The organism is Prosthecobacter sp., assembly GCF_034366625.1.
GTDB lineage: Bacteria > Verrucomicrobiota > Verrucomicrobiia > Verrucomicrobiales > Verrucomicrobiaceae > Prosthecobacter.
In genome coordinates this window covers 131,316-150,579 of sequence record NZ_JAXMIH010000014.1, presented here as the reverse complement: position 1 = coordinate 150,579, position 19,264 = coordinate 131,316, and the positions used below count along the sequence as shown (strand labels likewise).

At 60.7% G+C, this 19,264-nt stretch carries 16 protein-coding genes; 10 read left to right on the top strand and 6 right to left on the bottom strand.

All coding sequences use genetic code 11. The features are described 5' to 3' along the window. The first annotated feature begins 57 nt into the window (after positions 1 to 57). A complete protein-coding gene (locus U1A53_RS16400; RefSeq protein ID WP_322282594.1) occupies positions 58 to 915 on the top strand; it encodes a M48 family metallopeptidase in 858 nt (285 codons plus the stop codon). A gap of 24 nt (positions 916 to 939) precedes the next feature. Here U1A53_RS16400 and U1A53_RS16395 read toward each other — a convergent pair whose 3' ends face one another. Beyond that, positions 940 to 2,424, bottom strand: coding sequence for a sulfatase (locus U1A53_RS16395; RefSeq protein ID WP_322282593.1), 1,485 nt, complete (start codon positions 2,422 to 2,424; stop codon positions 940 to 942). A 25-nt stretch (positions 2,425 to 2,449) separates the two neighbouring features. Here U1A53_RS16395 and U1A53_RS16390 point away from each other — a divergent pair, with 25 nt between their 5' ends. The 3 genes from U1A53_RS16390 to U1A53_RS16380 are packed head-to-tail and all read left to right on the top strand — an operon-like array spanning position 2,450 to position 4,586. After that, entirely contained in the window at positions 2,450 to 3,280 is an 831-nt protein-coding gene (locus U1A53_RS16390; protein ID WP_322282592.1) for a hypothetical protein, read from the top strand. A gap of 18 nt (positions 3,281 to 3,298) precedes the next feature. Next, positions 3,299 to 4,021: an ABC transporter ATP-binding protein gene (locus tag U1A53_RS16385; RefSeq protein WP_322282591.1), complete on the top strand. Its 723-nt coding sequence runs from the start codon at positions 3,299 to 3,301 to the stop codon at positions 4,019 to 4,021. A gap of 40 nt (positions 4,022 to 4,061) precedes the next feature. After that, positions 4,062 to 4,586, top strand: coding sequence for a glutathione peroxidase (locus tag U1A53_RS16380; protein ID WP_322282589.1), 525 nt, complete (start codon positions 4,062 to 4,064; stop codon positions 4,584 to 4,586). Positions 4,587 to 4,659: 73 nt separating this feature from the next. Here U1A53_RS16380 and recO read toward each other — a convergent pair whose 3' ends face one another. Beyond that, positions 4,660 to 5,205 (bottom strand): DNA repair protein RecO, encoded by a 546-nt coding sequence (recO, locus tag U1A53_RS16375; protein WP_322282587.1) that lies wholly within the window; start codon positions 5,203 to 5,205, stop codon positions 4,660 to 4,662. Between the two features lie 47 nt (positions 5,206 to 5,252). Between recO and prfB the strand changes: the two genes are divergently transcribed. From prfB to rnr, 6 genes are all read left to right on the top strand, one after another. Then, positions 5,253 to 6,402, top strand: a protein-coding gene (prfB, locus tag U1A53_RS16370) for a peptide chain release factor 2 (RefSeq protein WP_322282586.1) whose coding sequence is annotated in 2 segments (ribosomal slippage) — positions 5,253 to 5,339 and positions 5,341 to 6,402 — 1,149 coding nt in all. Because the reading frame shifts where the segments join, the coding sequence is not laid out codon by codon here. Between the two features lie 98 nt (positions 6,403 to 6,500). Then, a complete protein-coding gene (locus tag U1A53_RS16365; protein ID WP_322282584.1) occupies positions 6,501 to 7,367 on the top strand; it encodes an AraC family transcriptional regulator in 867 nt (288 codons plus the stop codon). Between the two features lie 47 nt (positions 7,368 to 7,414). Further along, entirely contained in the window at positions 7,415 to 8,212 is a 798-nt protein-coding gene (locus U1A53_RS16360; RefSeq protein ID WP_322282582.1) for an Hsp33 family molecular chaperone HslO, read from the top strand. 55 nt (positions 8,213 to 8,267) lie between these two features. Then, positions 8,268 to 9,353 (top strand): glycosyltransferase family 4 protein, encoded by a 1,086-nt coding sequence (locus tag U1A53_RS16355; protein ID WP_322282580.1) that lies wholly within the window; start codon positions 8,268 to 8,270, stop codon positions 9,351 to 9,353. 6 nt (positions 9,354 to 9,359) lie between these two features. After that, positions 9,360 to 9,896 carry a YkgJ family cysteine cluster protein gene (locus U1A53_RS16350; protein ID WP_322282579.1) on the top strand — a complete coding sequence of 179 codons (537 nt, stop codon included), beginning with the start codon at positions 9,360 to 9,362 and terminating at the stop codon, positions 9,894 to 9,896. Positions 9,897 to 9,937: 41 nt separating this feature from the next. Continuing rightward, positions 9,938 to 12,160 (top strand): ribonuclease R, encoded by a 2,223-nt coding sequence (gene rnr, locus U1A53_RS16345; RefSeq protein ID WP_322282577.1) that lies wholly within the window; start codon positions 9,938 to 9,940, stop codon positions 12,158 to 12,160. Between the two features lie 141 nt (positions 12,161 to 12,301). On the opposite strand, the gene trpS is transcribed toward rnr, so the two are convergent. From trpS to U1A53_RS16325, 4 genes are all read right to left on the bottom strand, one after another. Beyond that, a complete protein-coding gene (gene trpS, locus U1A53_RS16340) occupies positions 12,302 to 13,267 on the bottom strand; it encodes a tryptophan--tRNA ligase (RefSeq protein ID WP_322282576.1) in 966 nt (321 codons plus the stop codon). A gap of 181 nt (positions 13,268 to 13,448) precedes the next feature. Further along, positions 13,449 to 17,486 (bottom strand): DUF3857 domain-containing protein, encoded by a 4,038-nt coding sequence (locus U1A53_RS16335; RefSeq protein ID WP_322282575.1) that lies wholly within the window; start codon positions 17,484 to 17,486, stop codon positions 13,449 to 13,451. Between the two features lie 64 nt (positions 17,487 to 17,550). Beyond that, positions 17,551 to 18,384, bottom strand: coding sequence for a metal ABC transporter permease (locus U1A53_RS16330; protein ID WP_322282573.1), 834 nt, complete (start codon positions 18,382 to 18,384; stop codon positions 17,551 to 17,553). After that, positions 18,381 to 19,232, bottom strand: a complete 852-nt coding sequence (locus U1A53_RS16325) for a metal ABC transporter permease (RefSeq protein WP_322282571.1) — start codon at positions 19,230 to 19,232, stop codon at positions 18,381 to 18,383. Before U1A53_RS16325 ends, U1A53_RS16330 begins: the two co-directional genes overlap by 4 nt. Positions 19,233 to 19,264: the final 32 nt, after the last annotated feature.

The following is a 19,264-nucleotide window of genomic DNA, read 5'->3' as shown; positions in this document are numbered from 1 at the left end:
GCAATGCCGCAAAATACCCGCTGGCTCAAGATTTTTCCATGCGGTATAGGGCGAAGCATGATCCCAACGCTTCAACGACTGGTGCATGCAGGGCATGTTTTCATCTATGGCGATTCGCGTGGACGCCGCGGCTGCGCCTTCCATCCACGCGTGATGCTGGCGCTGCTCATCATCGGCGGCACCTTGGTTTATCATTGGTTTGGGACGACAACTTATCAGAACGAGTTCACCGGACGTGAGCAGAAGCTTGCGTTGGCGACGCCGCAGGAGGAGATCGCCCTCGGCTTGCAGTCCGCGCCGCAGATGATTCGCGAGATGGGCGGTCTTTCCCGCGATCCTGCCGCTCGTGCCAAAGTCGATGCGGTGGGCGCGCGTTTGATCGCCTCCACGGCGGCAAAGCAGACCACGTATCAGTTCAAATTCCACCTGCTGGCCGACGCGCGGACGGTGAACGCCTTTGCACTGCCTGGCGGCCAGATTTTCATCACCGAGGCGTTGTTCCGCCGCTTCAAGTCGGAGGATCAGCTCGCGGGCGTCCTCGGCCATGAGATGGGGCATGTCGTGGGGCGTCATTCCAACGAGCAGATGGCGAATTCGCGGCTCTGGAGCGGCCTGGCGCAAGGCATCGGTGTGCTCACCTCCGATGGCTACAACAACACCGGTGCTCACATCGCGCACATGGTCGCGCAGTACAAAGTGATGAAGTTCAGCCGCGATGACGAGCTCGAATCCGATGCCCTCGGCGTGCGCTTCATGCTCCAGGCCGGCTACAATCCCGAAGCGCTCATCGGTGTGATGGAAATCCTCGCCGAGGCCAGCGGCGGCTCCAGCGGTTCGGATTTCATGAGTTCGCATCCGAGTCCCGACAACCGCATCGAGAAGATTCGCGAGGCGATTGCCCGCGAAAGAAAGTAGTCCCGAGCTTTGGCTCGTTCAGGCTCACGGAGCCATCCCCAGCGGTCGGTTTTCGGTGCCCTTCACTTTCAGCAGCGCATCTCCCAGCTCCTTCCGCATCGGCTCCGCCAGTTTTTGCAATCGCTCCACGATCTCCGGCTGCTCCTTCGCCACATCGCGTGTCTCGCCCGGATCGCCCTTCAAATTGAACAACGACAAGCCAATCTTTTCCACGCGATAGCCATGCCGTGACGCGATGCCCTCGACGCCGCTTTGCGTGATCGACTTCGGTTTCATCTGTCCAAATTTCGCGGGTTTGCCATCGCGGCCTGGTTCACCATCGACGGTGATGTAAGGATGCGGGAAATGCAGCTTCCACTCGCCGCTGCGCACCGCCTGCAGCTCGCTGCCGCCGTAAAACACCAGCGCTTCATGCGGTGATTTCGCGCCTGCTTTGCCTTCGAGCAGATCAAGCACGTTCTGGCCGTCGATCTTCTTCTCCGGCAGCTTCGCGCCGGTCAGAGCCGCCAAAGTGGGCAGCAGGTCGATTTCCATGACCGGCTCATCGCACGTGCCGCCTTTCGGCACCCGGTCCGGCCAGCGGGCGATGAAGGGAACGCGCACACCACCCTCGAACGTCGTCAGCTTGCCCTCGCGCAACGGCTTCGCGCTGCCAGCGTGATTGCCGTAGCTGAGGAAGGGGCCGTTGTCGGAAAAGAAGATCACCAGTGTGTCGCGCTCGATGCCGCAACGTTTGATCGCATCCAGAATCTGGCCCACCGACCAGTCGAGCTCCTCCACGACATCGCCATACAAACCAGCGGCGGATTTCCCGCGAAACGCGTCGGAGGCAAAGATCGGCACATGCGGCATGACGTGCGGCAGGTAGAGGAAGAAGGGGCGGCCTTTGTTGCGCTCGATGAAACTCGTCGCCCGCTCGGTGAAGCGGCGGGTGAACTGGCTTTGATCAGGATCAGTCTCGATGACCTTCAGGCCGTCGTAAAAGGGCAGGGGCGGCATCTCCTTGGCCAGCGAGGGGTGGAACTTGCTGTTGTCGTTCGAATACGGGATGCCGAGAAATTCATCGAAGCCATGCCGCAGCGGGTTGAACATCGGATACGTGCCAAGGTGCCATTTGCCGAACATGCCGGTGGTGTAGCCCGCTGCTTTGCACATCTCAGGCAGCAGCAGCTCATCGGGATGGATGCCCTCCTTGCTCGTGTGGTTCAAAGCACCCTGCATGCCGACCCGGTTTGCGTAGCATCCCGTCATCAACGCCGCGCGTGACGCGCTGCACACGGCCTGCGCCACATAAAAACTCGTGAACTTCGTCCCCTCCGCCGCCAGTCGATCCAGATGAGGCGTCTTGATCTTCTCAGCGCCGAAGCAGCCGAGATCGGCGTAACCGAGATCGTCAGCGAGAATGAGCACGACATTCGGCGGCCGTTGTCCGGCGGCGGAAATGGTGAGTGTGACGAGAATCAGGGCAAACAGCAGGCGCATGCCCGCATCGTGGCAAAGCCAGCGCATGCTGGCGAGAAAGTTTTGCACCGAAATGCCGCAGTGCTTGCCACGACAGGCGTTTCCTGACAAGAATCCGGCAATGATCTGGCGTGCGGCGGCAATTCTCGCGGTGCTTTTCTGGGCGGTGATGTCCGGACTGCTGGTGCGTGACGTCTATTTTCCTGAGGCGTCCCGTTTTGCCATCGTGCCGCCGCGCATGGTGGTGGATCTGTTTTTGCGGCAGTCGGAGTCCTTCGGCAGCAACCTGCATCTCTACCATCATCGCGAGAGGATCGGCCACGCCAGTTTTCAGATCGACCGCCGCGTCAAACCCAACCATGCGACTGTCTATGACTTGCTCGCCCGTGGTGTGGTGGAACAGCCGGATGAACTGGATCGCCCTCGCATCGTGGCGGTGTGGGCCGTGGGCTGCATTCTCGCCGATGCCGAGCGCTGGCAGCATCTGAAGCTCGAAGCGCAGTTTCCGCAGCGCGAGGCCAGCTTGAAGATGGTTTGGAATGAAAACGAGTCCGCGCCCGAAGTTGTCGTGAAGCAGGGGAAGCGCGTGGTCATCAATTCGCAGGACGTGAAGCTGCTCCTCGGTTCCGGCACAGACGGCGCGCTGTCCATGCTCTCGCTGCTCGGGGCCGGTGTGCCGAAAACTGCCACGCAACCGGGCGCGACACAGTTGCAGGCACGTGAGGGGCTGATGATGCTCGCAGGCCGGGAGCGGAAGTGCTTTGTGCTCACGCTGGCGATTTTTGGCCAGCATGAGATGAAAATGATCTTCACCGAGGCCGGTGAACTGGCACGCATCGACCTGCCGGACGGTTATTCGCTGCTGGAACCGACGATCCATGGTCTGCAGGATGGAGCGCGCTGATTTGAACCTGTTTTTACCATGATCGAGATCGAGAACCTCACGATGAACTACGGCGACCTGCGGGCGCTCGACGGTTTGAACCTTACGATCCAGCCAGGCGAGCTGTTTGCCTTCCTCGGTCCGAATGGCGCTGGAAAAACCACCGCCATGAAACTGCTCACTGGCCTGGTGAAGCCCGATGCCGGCCGTGTGCGGCTCTGCGGGCACGATGTGCAACTGGAGGCGATGCAGGCGAAGACGCTGCTCGGTTATGTGCCGGACGTGGCGGTGTTTTATGAGAAGCTCACGCCCGTCGAGTTCATGGAGTTCATCGCCGAGTTGTTTGAGATGGACCACGCGCATGCGGCGGCACAAACGAACGCGTTGTTCACCAAGTTCGCCCTCCACGAGCACACCCGGCAGCGCATCGAGAACCTCAGCCACGGCACGCGCCAGCGTCTCGCCATCGCCAGCGCGTTGCTGCATGACCCGAAGGTCTTTGTGATCGACGAGCCGATGGTCGGCCTTGATCCCATCCATGCCCGCACCGTGAAGCGCGAGATCAAGGAACGCAGCCAGAGCGGCACGACGGTGCTCATGAGCACGCATCTGCTCAACATCGCAGAGGAACTCGCCGACCGCATTGGCATCATCCACCACGGCAAACTCATCGCCCTCGGCACCTTGGCGGAACTGCGTGCGCAGCATGAGCAGCGTGGCCAGCGCCTGGAGGACATCTTCCTGAGCATGGTGGAAGAATGAGCTGAAACCAAGCCGGGCGCTTACGCGTTCCTTCACCGCCATGAAACACCTTCTCCTCTCGCTCCTGATGACTTTCGTCGCCTTCGCCGCCGATTCCAACGTTCACGACATCGCGGTCAAAGACATCGAAGGCAAGGACACCACGCTCAAAGCTTATGCCGGCAAGGTAATGCTCATCGTCAATGTCGCTTCCGAGTGCGGTTACACCGGGCAGTATGCTGGTTTGCAGGCCTTGCATGAGAAGATGGCAGAGAAGGGCGTGGCCGTGCTCGGTTTCCCCTGCAACGACTTCGGCGGCCAGGAGCCCGGCAGCGAGGCGGTCATCAAGACCTTCTGCACCGAGAACTACAAGGTGACCTTCCCGATGTTCTCCAAGGTCGCCATCAAAGGCGATGCCAAGCACCCGCTCTACGCCGCCCTGCAATCCGGTGCTGGTGCCGAGGTGGGTTGGAACTTTGAAAAGTTCCTTGTCGGCAAGGATGGCAAGGTCTTGAAGCGCTTCGGTTCCGATGTGGAGCCGGATTCGCCGGAGTTGCTGGCGGCGATTGAGGCGGCGCTGAAGTAGCCACGCTCGCCAGAGCGTGGATGGCGCGTATTTGCGGGAGCGGCTTTCGCATTCTGGCGAATGCGGCTACGGCTCAATGCTTCGCCATCCAATCCACCAACTGCCGTCGCTGCACGGGCAGTTTGCGATGAAAACTGTCTTCAATCGCTGCGGCGGCCATGCCGGTTTCACCTTCGGGGATGATGCCGAGGATTTCGCCGAGGCGTTGTTCGAAGCGTGTGATCAGGGCGGGCACGGGGTCTTTCGCCGCGAGGTAGTCGAGCGCTTTGACGAGCAGTTCGTGAATCTCCGGGATTGGTGAGCCGGTTTCGGCGACGAGGGTGATCAATTTGACGACGTAGGTGGCGGCGAGCACGCGCCCGTAGCTTTCGCGCAGGCCGAGGCGTGGATTCGTCCAGCGTGCCTCGGCCAGCGTGTGCAGGTCGCCGGACTTGCTGCGCACGAAGCGCAGTTCGGCGGAGACGAAGAGGTCCAGCACGCCATTGAGCGGCGATTTGGGCCGCAGTGCGCCCTTGGCCATCGTTCTGAACAGACCGATCTCGGGCGAGCACCACTGCACGATGAGGCTCGACTCCGCGTAACGCGTGCGTCCGATGAGGATGGCCTCGGTTTTTTCCATGATGACAAAGGCGTTGAACTCGCGCGCCCAGCCGCTATCTACGCTGCATGGAAAAGACCAGCAAGACCATCCTCACCGACCTCCAATCCCTCGACACCGCCGCTCTGAAGGCCCGTCTTGGCGAGCTCCGGAGGTATCTTTGACGTCCCGAAATTAAAAGACGAGCTGGCCATGCTGGAGGACCGCATGGGCGCTCCCGGCTTCTGGGATGATGCGAATGCGGCGCGGAAGACGATCGACCGCACGAATGTCATCAAAAAGAAAATCGGACCTCTTCAGGAACTGGAGCTGCGTGCCGCCGATTTCGACGGGCTCATCGACCTTGCGAAAGAAGCAGGCGACATGGACACCTGGCGCGAAGTTGATCAGGAGCACACGAAGCTCGAAGACGATGTGAGCGCCTTTGAACTCAGCCAGCTTCTCAGCGGGCCGTTTGATCGTGGCAATGCCTTCATCACCATCCACTCTGGCGCCGGTGGCACGGAGGCCTGTGACTGGGCGGACATGCTGATGCGCATGTATCAACGCTGGTGCCAACGCCGTGGCTACAAGGTCGAGCTGATCGACCACGAATCGGGTGACGATGTCGGCACACGCTCCGCCACGCTCGAAATCATCGGCGAAAACGCCTTCGGATTCCTGCAAACCGAGCGCGGCGTGCATCGCCTCGTGCGCATTTCGCCCTTCGACGCGGCGAAGAAGCGTCACACGAGTTTTGCCTCGATTGATGTCACGCCGGACTCCGAGGAAGAGATCGACATCGTCGTGCGGGATGAAGACCTGCGCGTGGATACTTACCGTGCCGGCGGCAAAGGCGGTCAGAACGTGAACAAGGTCGAAACTGCCGTGCGCCTCACGCACATTCCCAGCGGCGTCATCGTCGCCTGCCAGATCGAACGCAGCCAGCCCAAGAACCGCGCCAAGGCGATGGCGATGTTGAAGGCGAAGCTCTTCCAGATTGAGGAAGACAAGCGTCAGGCCGAAATCGACCGCCAGTACGGCGAGAAAAGCGACATCGGCTGGGGCAGCCAGATTCGCAGCTATGTCTTCCAGCCCTACCAGATGGTCAAAGACCACCGCACTGGCGAAAAAACCAGCAGCGTCCAGGCCGTGATGGACGGCGACCTCGACGCCTTCATGGAAGCCAAGCTGCGCGGCCGGAAGGCCGGCGACAATGACAAGGATGAAGACGTGTAGAAGAGGTTTGCCGTTGCTGGCGATTGTTTGCTATCGTTGGCAATGGTTGAACAATCGCAAACCACTGCCAACAACCGCCAACCAGCGCAAACTTCCCCATGAAGCCTGTCTTCGAGAAAGTACCCAAACGCCAGTGGGAGTCGTTCCACTGCGAGGTGGTGCGTGGGCCGGACTACGGTACGCGCTGGCATTTCCATCCCGAGTATCAGCTCACGCTGGCGATTGAGAGTCGCGGTCATCGAGTGGTGGGAGACAGCATCAAACCACTCATCGATGGCGATATCGTACTCATTGGCTCCAATCTGCCGCATGTGTGGCATCAGGACACGGGGGCGAAAACGCGGCAGGTGCATGCGATCATCGTGCGGTTTGATGAAGCCTTCCTTGGTCGCGATTTCATGGCGCTGCCGGAGATGGAACCGGTGAAACGGCTGCTGCAACGCGCTGCACGCGGTCTGGAGGTGCGCGGAGCATCGCATGACATCATCGCCGAGCACATGAAACGTCTCGCACAGAGCGACGGTCTCGCGCGTGTGATCGAACTGCTCGCGATTCTCGATGTGCTGGCGAAGTCGGAAGATTTGAAGCCGTTGGCGAGCGCCAACTTCGAGCCGAAGCTCGAATCCGCCGACCAAGGGCGCATGGAACGTGTGTGTGACTTCATCCACACCCATTTGACCGAGGAAATCGACCGCGAACGCCTCGCCAAGCTCGCCCATCTCAGTCTTGGGGCCTTCAGTCGCTTCTTCCATTCACGCACCGGCAAAACGGTGCCGCAGTATGTGAACGAGGTGCGCATTGGCCGTGCCTGCGGCATGCTGGCGGAGGATGTGTCGAACATCACCGACATCGCGATGGACTGCGGCTATCGCAATCTCGCGAACTTCAACCGCCGCTTCCGCGAAGTCATGGACACCACGCCCAGCGCCTATCGGCAGAAGTTTCGCGGCATGGCCGGGAAGTGACGCCCCAGCCACTTGCACGCGGCTGCTTCCAATGAGATAGCAGTGCCATGAGTCAGATGCTTGAACCGGACCTTTCCGTGGTGGACCTCCGCTCCTACTTTGTGCGGAAGCGTAACGCCTTGCTCGTGCGTGGCCGTTTCAGCCCGTTGTATCTCGATTACTACCTGCATCTGATGCAGCATGCCTTGCAGAATGCCGAACCGCTGGATCAGATGCTCAAGGATGCCCTGGCCGCGCTGGCGCTGCATCTCTGCTCGCGACCGCAAGATGAAAGCTGCGCCTGGACGATCCATGTGAAGGAACCGCAGCGGGCGAATGTCTTCGTCACCGGCAGCACGCGGCCCGGTCGTGTGACAGGCCGCGTTTTCACCGAGGACGTGCGCCAGGAGGGCGAGGCGATGTTCATAGCGCAAACCACGCGCCCGGATCATCAGCCGCGCCAGAGCATGATTGAATTCCAAGGCAGCGACATGCTAAAGGCCGTGGAGCAGTTTTATACCACCAGCGAGCAGCGTCTCACCCGCTTTTTCCGCCTGGACGATGAGGAGTTCGTACAAATCTCCGCTGAACCCGACTGCGACGAAATCTGGCTTTCCGAACTGGCACTGGAGAATGTGCTCGAAATCGAAACGACCGAGCATCTGACGCTGCTGGAGACCCGCGGCTACGTTTTTGACTGCGGCTGCTCCATCGAGCGCCTGATGCCCATCATCATGCGCCTGCCGAAGGACGATCTTGATCATATTTTCGAAGACGGCGTCGCCCAGATCACCTGTCCGCGTTGTGGTTCGGTCTATCGCACCGCGAAGACAAGTTTTGAAGAGTGGCGGCAGAAACAGTCGTAGCGCAAACGTCCCGCTTGCTCCCTTGGCAAGCGGGACGCTTGCACTACTTTCCCGCATGAAGCTCGCTCTCATCCGCCGCCAGTTCTCCGCCACCGGAGGCGCGGAGTTGTATGTGCAGCGCCTGTTGGGTGCTTTGACCGCTGCGGGGCATGAGACTCATCTGTTTGCCGAAAAGTGGCAGGGCCAGGCTGCGGGTGTGCAGTTTCACACTATCAATGTCGATGCATCACGATCTGAACGCCCGTTACGCTTCGCCGCAGGTGTGAATGCAGCGTTACTGCAAGAGAAGTTCGACTGCGTGTTCAGCCTGGAGCGCACGCTGAAGCAGGACGTGTATCGCGCGGGCGATGGACTGCATCGTGTATGGCTGGAGCGCCGCAAACAGTTCGCGCCGTGGTGGAAGCGGCCGCTCATCGGCCTGGGGGCCTTCCATCGCAACATGATGGCGCTAGAAGCGCGCACCTTTGACTCAGCGAACACCAGGCATGTCATCGTGAACTCAGAGATGGTTCGCGGTGAGATCGAGCAGCACTTTCCCGCCTTTCCACAGGAGCGTGTTCATCTCGTGCGCAATGGTGTGGAGGTGAAGCGTTTTCAAAACGCGGATCGAGGCGGCGCACGTCGCCGTTTCGGCCTCGCTGACGATGATTTCGTCCTCGTCTTCGTCGGTTCCGGCTGGGATCGAAAAGGACTGCCATGGCTGCTCAAGTTCATGGCCGGTCGCAGCGATGACCCGAAGCTCAAACTGCTCGTCGTCACCCGGGATCGCATGCGCGGCAAGGTGCCGCCGAACGTCATTCTGGCCGGGCCACTGCCCGATGTCGAAGCTGCCTACGCCGCGGCCGACGTGCTCACCTTTTTACCGATTTACGAGCCATGCTCCAATGTGGTGAGCGAGGCGCTGGCTGCGGGTATTCCCGTCATCACCACCGCCTTCAACGGTGCCAGTGAACTGATCGACCCTGGCGTCAATGGTCACGTCCTTGATGATCCGCGTGACTTTGCCACGCTGGGCATGTGCATCAACCACTGGCGCGTGCGTGGCAACGCAGGCCCGGTCAAAACACAACAGCCGTTGGATCTGGACCTCAACGTGCGGCATACGCTGCGGGTGCTGGAACTGGCAGCCCAAAACTCGTGACTGACCATGAACGTGGAAGACAGCACCGCCATCGCCTCACGTCTGTGCGCGGCGTGCGGGATGTGCTGTGACGGGACGATGTTTCAGATCGTGCGCATGCAGCCGGGGGATTCGGCGGCGGAACTGGGCAGGCTGGGTTTGAAGATTCGCTGCCGGGACGGAGAATTTTTCATGGAGCAGCCGTGCTCTGCGCTCAAAGAAATGAAATGCACGATTTATGAGAAGCGCCCGACGCGTTGCCGGTTGTTTCACTGCCAGCAACTGCGGCGTGTGGAGACCGGCGATGCCACGGAATCGGAGGCCACGGCGATGATCGTGGAAACGCGTGAGCTGGTGGAGTGTGTGCGCGGTTTGATCGAGCAAAGCGGGTTGAGGGAGGACGGGCAGGCGCTGCCGGAGCGGTTCGAGCGTGTGATGGCGACTCCGGTGGATGTGAAGCTGGAACCGGAGATGGCGGCGGTGCGTGAGGATCTGGGAAATGCGATGCAAAAACTGCGCATGCGGATCAACCGCGAGTTCCGGCCGCCACCGGGGGCGGAATGACGAATGATTCGTCTTTTGGCCGTTTGGTGCCATGCTGGAGGATGGAACTGAAAATATTGAAGCTGCTCGGCAGTGAGGACTATGTGCCCTCGAATGTGCCGGAGCTGCTTTCTCAACTGGGCATGAAGCCCAATCAACAGCAGGTGCTGCAAAGCCTGCTCAAAACCCTGGAGAAACAGGGCAAAATCATCCGCACGAAGGGCAACCGCTACATCGTGGCGAAAGAGGCGGACTTGGTCCCCGGCGTGATCCAGATCACACGCGGCGGGCGCGGTTTTGTGCAGCCGGACGAGGCGGGCATCACGGAGATCAGCATTTCGGATAGAGACACTGGCACCGCGATGCATGGCGACCGTGTGCTGGTGCGTCTGGATGTGAAACCCGGGCAGACGGACAACAGCGGCAGCGTGGTGCGCGTGCTGGAACGCAAGCGCACGCAGTTTGTCGGCACCTTGCAGCGCTCGAAGCAGTTCCTGCATGTCACGCCGGATGATCCACGATTGCCGGGCGCGATTTATGTGTCAGAGCCACGCGATGTGGGCCGCAAGCCGAACGTGGGGGACAAGGTGGTCGTGGAAATCACGCAGTGGGAATCCAAGCAGACCGCGCCGGAGGGCGAGATCATCGAAGTGCTCGGTCCGCCGGATGAGGAAGGGGTCGATATGCTCTCGGTACTGCGGCATTATGATCTGCCGCTGCATTTTCCGAAGAACGTGCTGCATGAGGCGCAGACGATCGCCAAATCGCGGCCCGACAACCAGCCGAGCGCGCAGGAATGCGCCAACCGCGTCGATTGCCGGCCACACAACGTCATCACGATTGATCCTGATGACGCGAAGGACTTCGATGATGCGATCTGCATTCAAAAGCACGGCGATCAGTGGCAGTTATGGGTTCACATCGCCGATGTGTCGCATTACGTGCTGCCGGGCAGCGCGTTGGATGTCGAGGCCAGGAAGCGAGGCAATTCCACCTACCTCGTGGATCGCGTGATCCCGATGCTGCCGGAGGCGCTGAGCAATGAGCTGTGTTCGCTGAAGCCGAACGTGGATCGTTTAACGAAGTGCGTGGAGTTCGTGATGTCGAAGGACGGGAAGGTGATCAGCTCGAAGTTTTATGCCGCCGTGATCCGGTCGAAACGCCGTTTCACCTACAAGGAAGCGTTTGCGGCCATTCAGGTGCCGCCAGCGAATGAAACCGAGCAGATGCTGCACGATGCGCATGCCATGGCTCAGAAGGTACGGCATCATCGCTTCAAGAACGGCTCGCTTGATCTCGATTTCCCAGAGAACAAGATCCGGCTTGATGAGCAGGGCAAAGTGCTGCGCATCGAACGCATCGAGAACGATGTCTCGCATCAGTTGATCGAAGAATTCATGCTGCTGGCCAATGAAGCCGTCGCAGGCCGTCTCATGGGCCTGGACCGGCCCTCTGTGTATCGCATTCATGAATCACCGAAAGAACAGCGGCTCAACGACTACCGTGAGAGCGTGCTGAGCCATCGGGTGCCGTGCGGGAACCTCAATCATCGGCCCGAGGTGCAGAAACTGCTCAGCAAGCTCGGCACGCTGCCGATTGGCCCGGCGTTGAAGATAGGCTTCCTGCGCTCGCTGATGCGCGCGCGTTACGCCGTGGAACCACTCGGCCATTACGGCCTCGCCAAGACGAAGTACACGCACTTCACGTCACCGATTCGTCGTTACGCCGATCTCGTCGTGCATCGCTCGTTATTCGACAAAGTGGAGCTGCAGGTAGGCATCGCGAAGCAGATCGCCGATCACATCAGCACCACGGAAAAGAACTCGTCCGATGCCGAACGCGACAGCAAGGAGGTGAAGCTCTATGCCTACCTCAAAGCGCAGATTACCTCGAAAAAACCGCAACCTTATGCCGCGCTCGTCACCGACGTGCGGAACTTCGGCTTCTTCGTCGATGTGCCCGATCTCGGCCTCAGCGGCGTCGTGCCGCTCTCCGCAATCCCCGATGACTTCTTCATCTTCGATCCCGCCACCCGCGAACTCACCGGCCGCCACACACGCCGCGTGATCCGTCTCGGCGACAACCTCGTCGTGCAGATCTACAAGGTGGACAGCTTCAAAAAGCAGGTGGATTTCATGCTCGTGCCCTCACGCGACCGTCCGACACGCCAGGATCGCTCGGAGCGGCCGGAACGCCGCGGCCCGCCCCATCGCGAATCCCGTCCGGCACCGGCTCCGCGCAAGCCGGGTCACGGGCATAAGCAGGCGCAGAAGCGGCGGAAGTAGCGCTTTGGTGGAACGCGAGTGTGTCGCAGACCACTCGCCACTTTTCTGGCCCAGCGTTCACGAATCACCTTTCAAAATGGCGAGTAGGCTTCCACCTTCGCCAAGGCTACGGCGGACACGTTCGCCATACTCGCGCTCCGTTCAACCCAGACCCACGGCCTCACGCACACGGTTGAGCGTCTTGCGAGCGACGGCGCGGGCTTTCTCGGCTCCTTCGGCGAGGACTTGGTCCACGTAGCCCTTGTCGGCGAGGATTTCATCGCGGCGGGTGCGGTAGGGGGCGAAGTAGTCGGTGACGCCTTGCAGGAGGCGTTTTTTGAAGTCGCCGTAGCCGACACCACCGTTGAGATGATCGGCGACCATGGTGTCATAGTCGGCCTGCGAGGCGACGAGCTTGTAGAGGGCGAGGATGTTGCTGCCTTCGACGGGTTTCGGGGCTTCGACGGGCGTGGAGTCGGTCTTGATGCCCATGATCTTCTTTTTTAGCGGTCCCGGCTCTTCAAACAGCGGGATGGTGTTGTCGTAGCTCTTGCTCATCTTCTGGCCGTCGAGGCCGGGGACGACGGCGGTGGATTCCTGGATGCGCGGATTGGGCAGCTTGAACAGGCCGGCACCAAAGGTCTCGTTCATCTTGATGGCGATGTCGCGCGTGACCTCGACATGCTGCTTCTGATCGCGGCCGACGGGAACGACATCGCTCTCATACAGCAGGATGTCCGCTGCCATGAGCACGGGATAGGCGAACAGGCCGTGCGAGGCGCTGATGCCGTTGGCGATCTTGTCCTTGTAGCTGTGGCAGCGCTCCAGCAGGCCCATCGGCGTGACGGTGCTGAGAATCCAGGCCAGCTCGGTGTGCTCCGGCACATCGCTTTGGCGGAAGAACACGCATTTGCTAGGATCAAGGCCGCAGGCGAGGAAATCGACGGCGAGTTCGCGCACATAGCCACGCAGCGCCTTGCCATCGTGGACGGAGGTGAGGGAATGGTAGTCGGCGATGAAGTAGTAGGCGTCGCCCTCGTGCTGCAATTTGAGCGCCGGCTCCATCATGCCGAAGTAATTGCCGATGTGGAGTCTGCCGCTGGGTTGAAGGCCGGAAAGGATGCGCATGGTCGTGAAAAAAGGCTTGAAGATGGAGGCGGAGTTTGAATGACGAATGCGGAATGTCGAATGCCGAATGAGAGGCCGGCTTCCAGTCCTTTTCCCGCGTTACGGGTCACGCCAGTCGTCAGCGCGCGGCGATCAGGCCGTGCTTGAGGCCAAGGATAAATGCCTGCGTGCATGTATGTGTCTACGGTTTCCAGACCAGTGGGCGATCCCAGGCTTTGAGAGCGGCGTTCCACTCATTGTGCCATTTCTGGTAGCTGGCAGCGGGATGCGTGCCGGGAGTGGAATCAAACTCAAAACGGATGGTGGCGGTTTTGCTGTCAGCGGCGGTGCTAAGCTGCCATCGCGTGTGAGAGCCGGTGGCGGATTGGTTCATGGCTTGCAAGGAAGCGGAAGTGATACCCTGGATGTTTTCAACAATGACTTCCGAGCGAAAACGGAATGGATAACGCACAAGGAAGGGCGTCTGGCGTGCTTTGACGAAAGTGGTGACGAGGTAGTCGTTTTCCCATAGGGCGGGCAGTACGGCCCGGTGAAGACCCCCTTCATCATGCAAGCGGTCTGGCACATCGTAGCTGATTGTAAGGCGGGCCGGGTCGGCGTTGTTGGCCAGGGTGTCGAAGGTGAAGCCGTGCACCTGCACGCGCGCATTTTTTTCGAGAATGCTCTGTGCCTTGCGCAACTGCGCCGCGGCATCCAGGCCGGTAAAGGCGCTGCGCATCCCGGCAGCGTAGTAGCCGTGCAACGTGAGCGTTTCCTCGACATGCCATGCGTCGCCTTCCGGGCGGATGATGCGGCGGCTGGCCACGTGGCAACTGTCCGCCGCAGGTTCTGCCTGCGGCGCGCCGAGACGCACCTTGCCGGGCTGCAGGATCAGGGCGTGCGAATGCCACAGGTCGTCGGCATGCCAGGCGTCAGAGGGGAGGTTTTTGTTGGTGGTGTCGATCAACCATCCGGAACCGAGGGAGGGCACATGCACGACCATGTGGTTGAACTGGTCGAGTGTGGGCAGCGCGGGCTGGGTGCGCCAGTTGGTGTTCACGAGGGCGAGATGGCTTTCGATGCCGGCGGCAGCGAGAAGTTGATGCAGGAGCAGCGCCTGGTCTTTGCAGTCTCCATACTGCTGCTGAAGCGTCTGGGCGGCGGGGTTTGGACGGCGGGCGCGAGTGCCGAACTCGATGGCGGTGTAACTAATCTCTTTCTGCACATGGCCCGCGAGGACGGCGATTTTTTCGCGCGGTGTTTTCATGCCGCCGGTGAGCTGCGCGGCGAGCGCAGCGACTTGGGGTTCTGGTTTGAAGCGTTCCTGAAGGTCTTTGAGAAACTTCTCGCCAACCTCGGCCCAAGTGCCTTCCATGCCCCCAAGGCACACTCCGGGGACACGATCCTCGTAGAATCCGCTCATGGATTCATCGGGGTCGAAGGGCAGGTTGAAGCCCATCCAGGCGAGCAGGTTTTTCTCCCGCACGGTTTGCAGCGTTTCGGTTCGAGCGGTGGCGGTTTGTACTTTGTCGATGGCACCCGTGACGAAGACGATGTCCGCCGCGCTGTCGCCAAAGAGCTTTCGTTCAAAGGTGAACTCCTCGGTTTTGCCGAAATCCTCGATGCTCACCTGGTATTCGACAGTGCAGCCGGGACGCAGGCCGGGAATCTGGAAATGGAGCTTCTTGCGGTGAGAGGCGCTGCCATTGTCGATGTCCATCACATAGGAGTCACCGGGCACGGAACCAATGATCTTGCCGTTCTCATCGCGCACCTCGACGCGGTTGATGAAGATGCGCTCGTTGAGAGGATCGAAGGTAAACTCGATGCTGCTGAGGTCGTTGGCACCTTCGGTGGTGTAGATGCGCGCCCGGCGGTGCCAGGTGCGGCGCATAGGTTTGGCGGGGTCGAAGTGGTAGCCTTTGGTGGTGAGCAGCCACGCGCAGGGCTGATCACTGCCGTAATCTTTGGCGGCGGGATGCGCCGTGAGCGCCTGCTGCACGGCAGCGGGCAGGGCGACGGCCTCGACAGGCGTCTTGATGTCAGAGTTGTTGCCCTGGCCGAGCATGGCGGAGGCGCGGCGCACGGCGTCCTGCACGGTTTCGTTGTCGGGGTCTTTCTTGGCGACTTTTTCAAAGGTGAGCTTGGCTTCGCGGTACCATTTCCGCCCCATCTGGCTCCAGCCGAGGATCATGAGGGCGCGTGGCGCATCTTTGCCATCTGCGAGGAGTTTTTCAGCCACGGCGGCGGCACGCGCATGCTCGTCGGCGTCGTTGAGCGCTTCGCCGAAGTCGTAGCTGACGCGACGGTCGTCGGGGAACTCGGCGGCGAGTTCTTCGAACAACTGGATGCCGCGCTTGGCATCCCCGGCGGAGGAGACGGTCTGTGCGTGCCAGCGGCGGGAGGTGACGCCGGGAAACTTTTTCATCCACGCTTCGGCGGCCTGCATCGCAAGCTGGTACTTTTCCTTCGTATTGAGGTGCTGGAGCCATTCGAGGACTTTGTTTTCATCTTTGAGACCGGTGCTGACGGCCTGCTGGAAGGCGGTGTTGGCGGCATCGTCGTCGTTGTTGCCTGAGAGAATGTAGGCGTGGCGCAGGTGCAGGGTGGGACTCTTGGGAAAGGCCGGCAGGTGCGGGGTGAGGAATTGCAGTGCCTCCTTAAACTGCCCGGCCTGCTCCATGGCGTCGGCGACGTTGCCGAGAATGGCGGCGTCCTTGGAGGTCTGCTGAAAGCTGCGTTTGAACCACGGCGCAGCTTCCTTGAACTGGTCACGCTGGTAGAGGGCGATGCCGATGTCATTGAGGACGAGTCCAGCATCCTGACGCTGGGATGACTGTAGCGTGGGCGGCTGGCCCTGGGGAGGCAGCAGCTCAATGGCATCAAGCGCAGTGCGTACGCGGGTGATGTCACCTTTCTTTTTTGTCGCCCAGCCGGCATGCAGGTGAGCCAAACGATCCTTCACGGCCACACGCAGGACATAGTCGTACTCGGCATCGTCAACGGTTCGGCTGCCGGTGATTTCCAACCCGTCACCCCAGGCGCAAGGCCAGGGTTTGGCGACCCAGCCTTCATCAGAAGGATACGGAATGTCCAGGCGATCCAGCAGAGCGGTGGCGACGGATTCGAGGTCCGGGGCTTTCTCACCGAGGTCGAAGGGAATGACCAGCAGTGCCTCCAGCGGGCGCAGCGCGGCGAAATCGGCGAGCGCCTGGCCATGGGCGGGCCATTGTTTCCAGTCGTTGACCGGAAGCTGCGTGCGGTAACCCCAGGCGGGCCGCGTCACATTCGCAATGACCGCACTGGGCGAACCGATGCGCTTTTCATCGAGCACCTTGAATGATTCCATCAACGTGCGGAACTCCGGCGCGAGCCGTTCCCGGCCTGCGGACGGCCCCCAGCAGGTGATCTGCCAGGAAAAGCCGGGACGTGTTGTGACCCACTGGTCGAAATACATCGGAATGCCCAGTGATTCCGCCGTGCGCACGATGCAGGTGCGGCGCATGAAGTCGGTCCCGTTGAGGGTGAGTTTTTCCGTCTTGTCATCCTCAACGCTGGTGGCGGCGGAGGCGAGGTTTGCCTTCACTGCGTCCATCAGATCCTCGACGGTCATGTCCGACTCCAGATGCTCGCCGAGCACCATGACGTAGCCTTCGGGCGCGGAACGACGGAAAGCGATGCAGGCGAGTTTGTTGAGCGAGGTGGCGTTCATCTTCACCCAGCGCGGCGGACAGGTCAGCGAGCAGTTGAACTCTTCGCTGGTGGCGGTTTTGTCCGGTGAATTTTGGGCCGCCAGTTCTTCAGCCAGGATCCGGGTGCGCAGCGCCACCACGGCACCAGCGCCGGCGATCAGCAAAAAAATGCCGCCGATGACCAGCGTCCAGACGGCCTGGGCACGTCCTTGTGTGAGACGGGTGCGGTCATAGCAGGCCAGGCCGACAATCGCGAGCACGAAGGCGCCGAGAAACAAGAATGCGGCGATCAGTCCCGCGATGGTTCCCGCGATGCCTGCCCAAGCAGGCATAAAGAGACCCACACCTTGACCGAGAGCCGCGCCGAGCCAGCCGGCCAGCATGAGTGTCAGCGCGATGACGCAGAGTTTGCTGGTGGTCGGGCGCTTGAGCATGCTGAGGCATTTGACGATGCCGATCAGCGTGGGAAGCACGATGATGAAAAGTCCAACGGCTTGTCCCGACTGGTAGGCGTCCGAACTGGCGTCCGCGAGTGTGTTAAAAATCATACGCGCATGCTTTTAGGGCATGGCGCGTGTTTCTGGCAATCGAAAAGGCGGCAAAGACGAGTCTTCAAGCCAGCCGTTTGCGGGCCGCGATCAGCCCGTGTTTCGGGCCAAAAATAAAGGCCAGCACGAACAATGCGGCCTGCGCGAGGACGATGCAGGCGCCGGTGGCGCCGTTGATGAAGAAGCTGACATAGACGCCGAGGCAGCTTGCCAGCACGGAGGAACTGGCGGCGATTATGAGCATGTGGTCGAAGCGGTCGGTGAGCAGCCGGGCGGTGCAGCCGGGGGTGATGAGCATGGCCACGACGAGGATGATGCCGACGGCCTGGAGCGAGGCAACGATGGTAGCCGCGAGCAGGGCGAGCAGCACATAGTAGAGCAGATTGGTGTTCAGGCCGATGGCGCGCGCATGGGCGGCGTCGAAGCAGAACAGCAGCAGGTCTTTGCGCATGAACAGGATGACCACCAGTGTCAGCAGCGAGGCCGTGATGGTCTGGATCATGTCAGCACGCTCAATGCCGAGGATGTTGCCGAACAGGATGTGGTTGAGGTGTGCCTCGGTCTCTACTTTCGTGAAGAGCACGAGGCCGAAGGCGAACAGTCCGGTGAAGACGATGCCCATGACGGTGTCTTCTTTGATGCGGGTGTTGGATTTGATCCAACCGGTGGCCGTGGCGCAGAACAGGCCGGAGGCAAACGCGCCCACGGCCAGTGGCAGACCGAGCATGTAGGCGCCGACCACGCCGGGCAGCACAGCGTGGGAGATGGCGTCACCCATCAGCGACCAGCCTTTGAGAACCAAATAGCAAGACAGCACCGCGCACACGGCTCCGACGAGAGCGCCGACGAGCAGCGCTTCGATCATGAAGCTGTATTGGAAGGGGGCGAGCAGGTTCATGACATGGCGGCGGCGCGGCGCTGAGTGCGTGCGGCGAGAAGGCCGTGTTTCGGGGCGAGCACGAGTGCGACGAGGAAGACGAGTGTTTGTAAAACCACGATGCAGCCGCCGGTGGAGCCGTTCAGGAAGTAGCTGGCATACGCGCCCACCACACCACACACCACACCGGTGACGGTGGCGATGACGAGCATTTTGCCAAAACGATCCGTGAGCAGGTAGGCTGTGGCACCCGGTGTGACGAGCATGGCCACCACCAAGCATGCGCCCACGGTTTGCAAGGCCGCGACCGCCGTGGCGGAGAGCAGCGCGAGCAGCAGGAAGTGCAGGAAGCGTGTGTTCAGGCCAAGGCTGCGCGCGTGACTTTCATCGAAGCAGTAGAGCAGCAGGTCGCGCCACTTCACGCTGAGCACGAGGATGGACAGCGCGGAGATGATGAGCACCTGCAGGATGTCCGGGTCGGAGATGGCGAGGATGTTGCCAAAGATGATCGTGCGCAGGTTGAGATTGCTCGGAAACAGCGAGAGTAACAGCAGGCCGAGCGCAAAAAAGCTGGTGAAAACCACGCCGATCACCGCGTCCTCGCGCAGACGTGAGTGGTTCTTCACCCAGCCCATGCTCAGCGCCGCCAAAATGCCTGCGACGAAGGCCCCCACGGAAAACGGCAGCCCCAGAAGCCACGCCAGCGAGACGCCGGGTACCACTGCATGAGACAGCGCATCGCCCATCAGCGACCAGCCTTTCAGCGTGATGAAACACGACAAGAACGCGCACACGCCGCCGATGAGGCCGCTCACGACGATGGCCTTGAGCATGTATTCGTATTCAAAGGGTGTCAGGAGGCTGGACATGAGAACCTCCTTGGAATGACGAATGACGAATG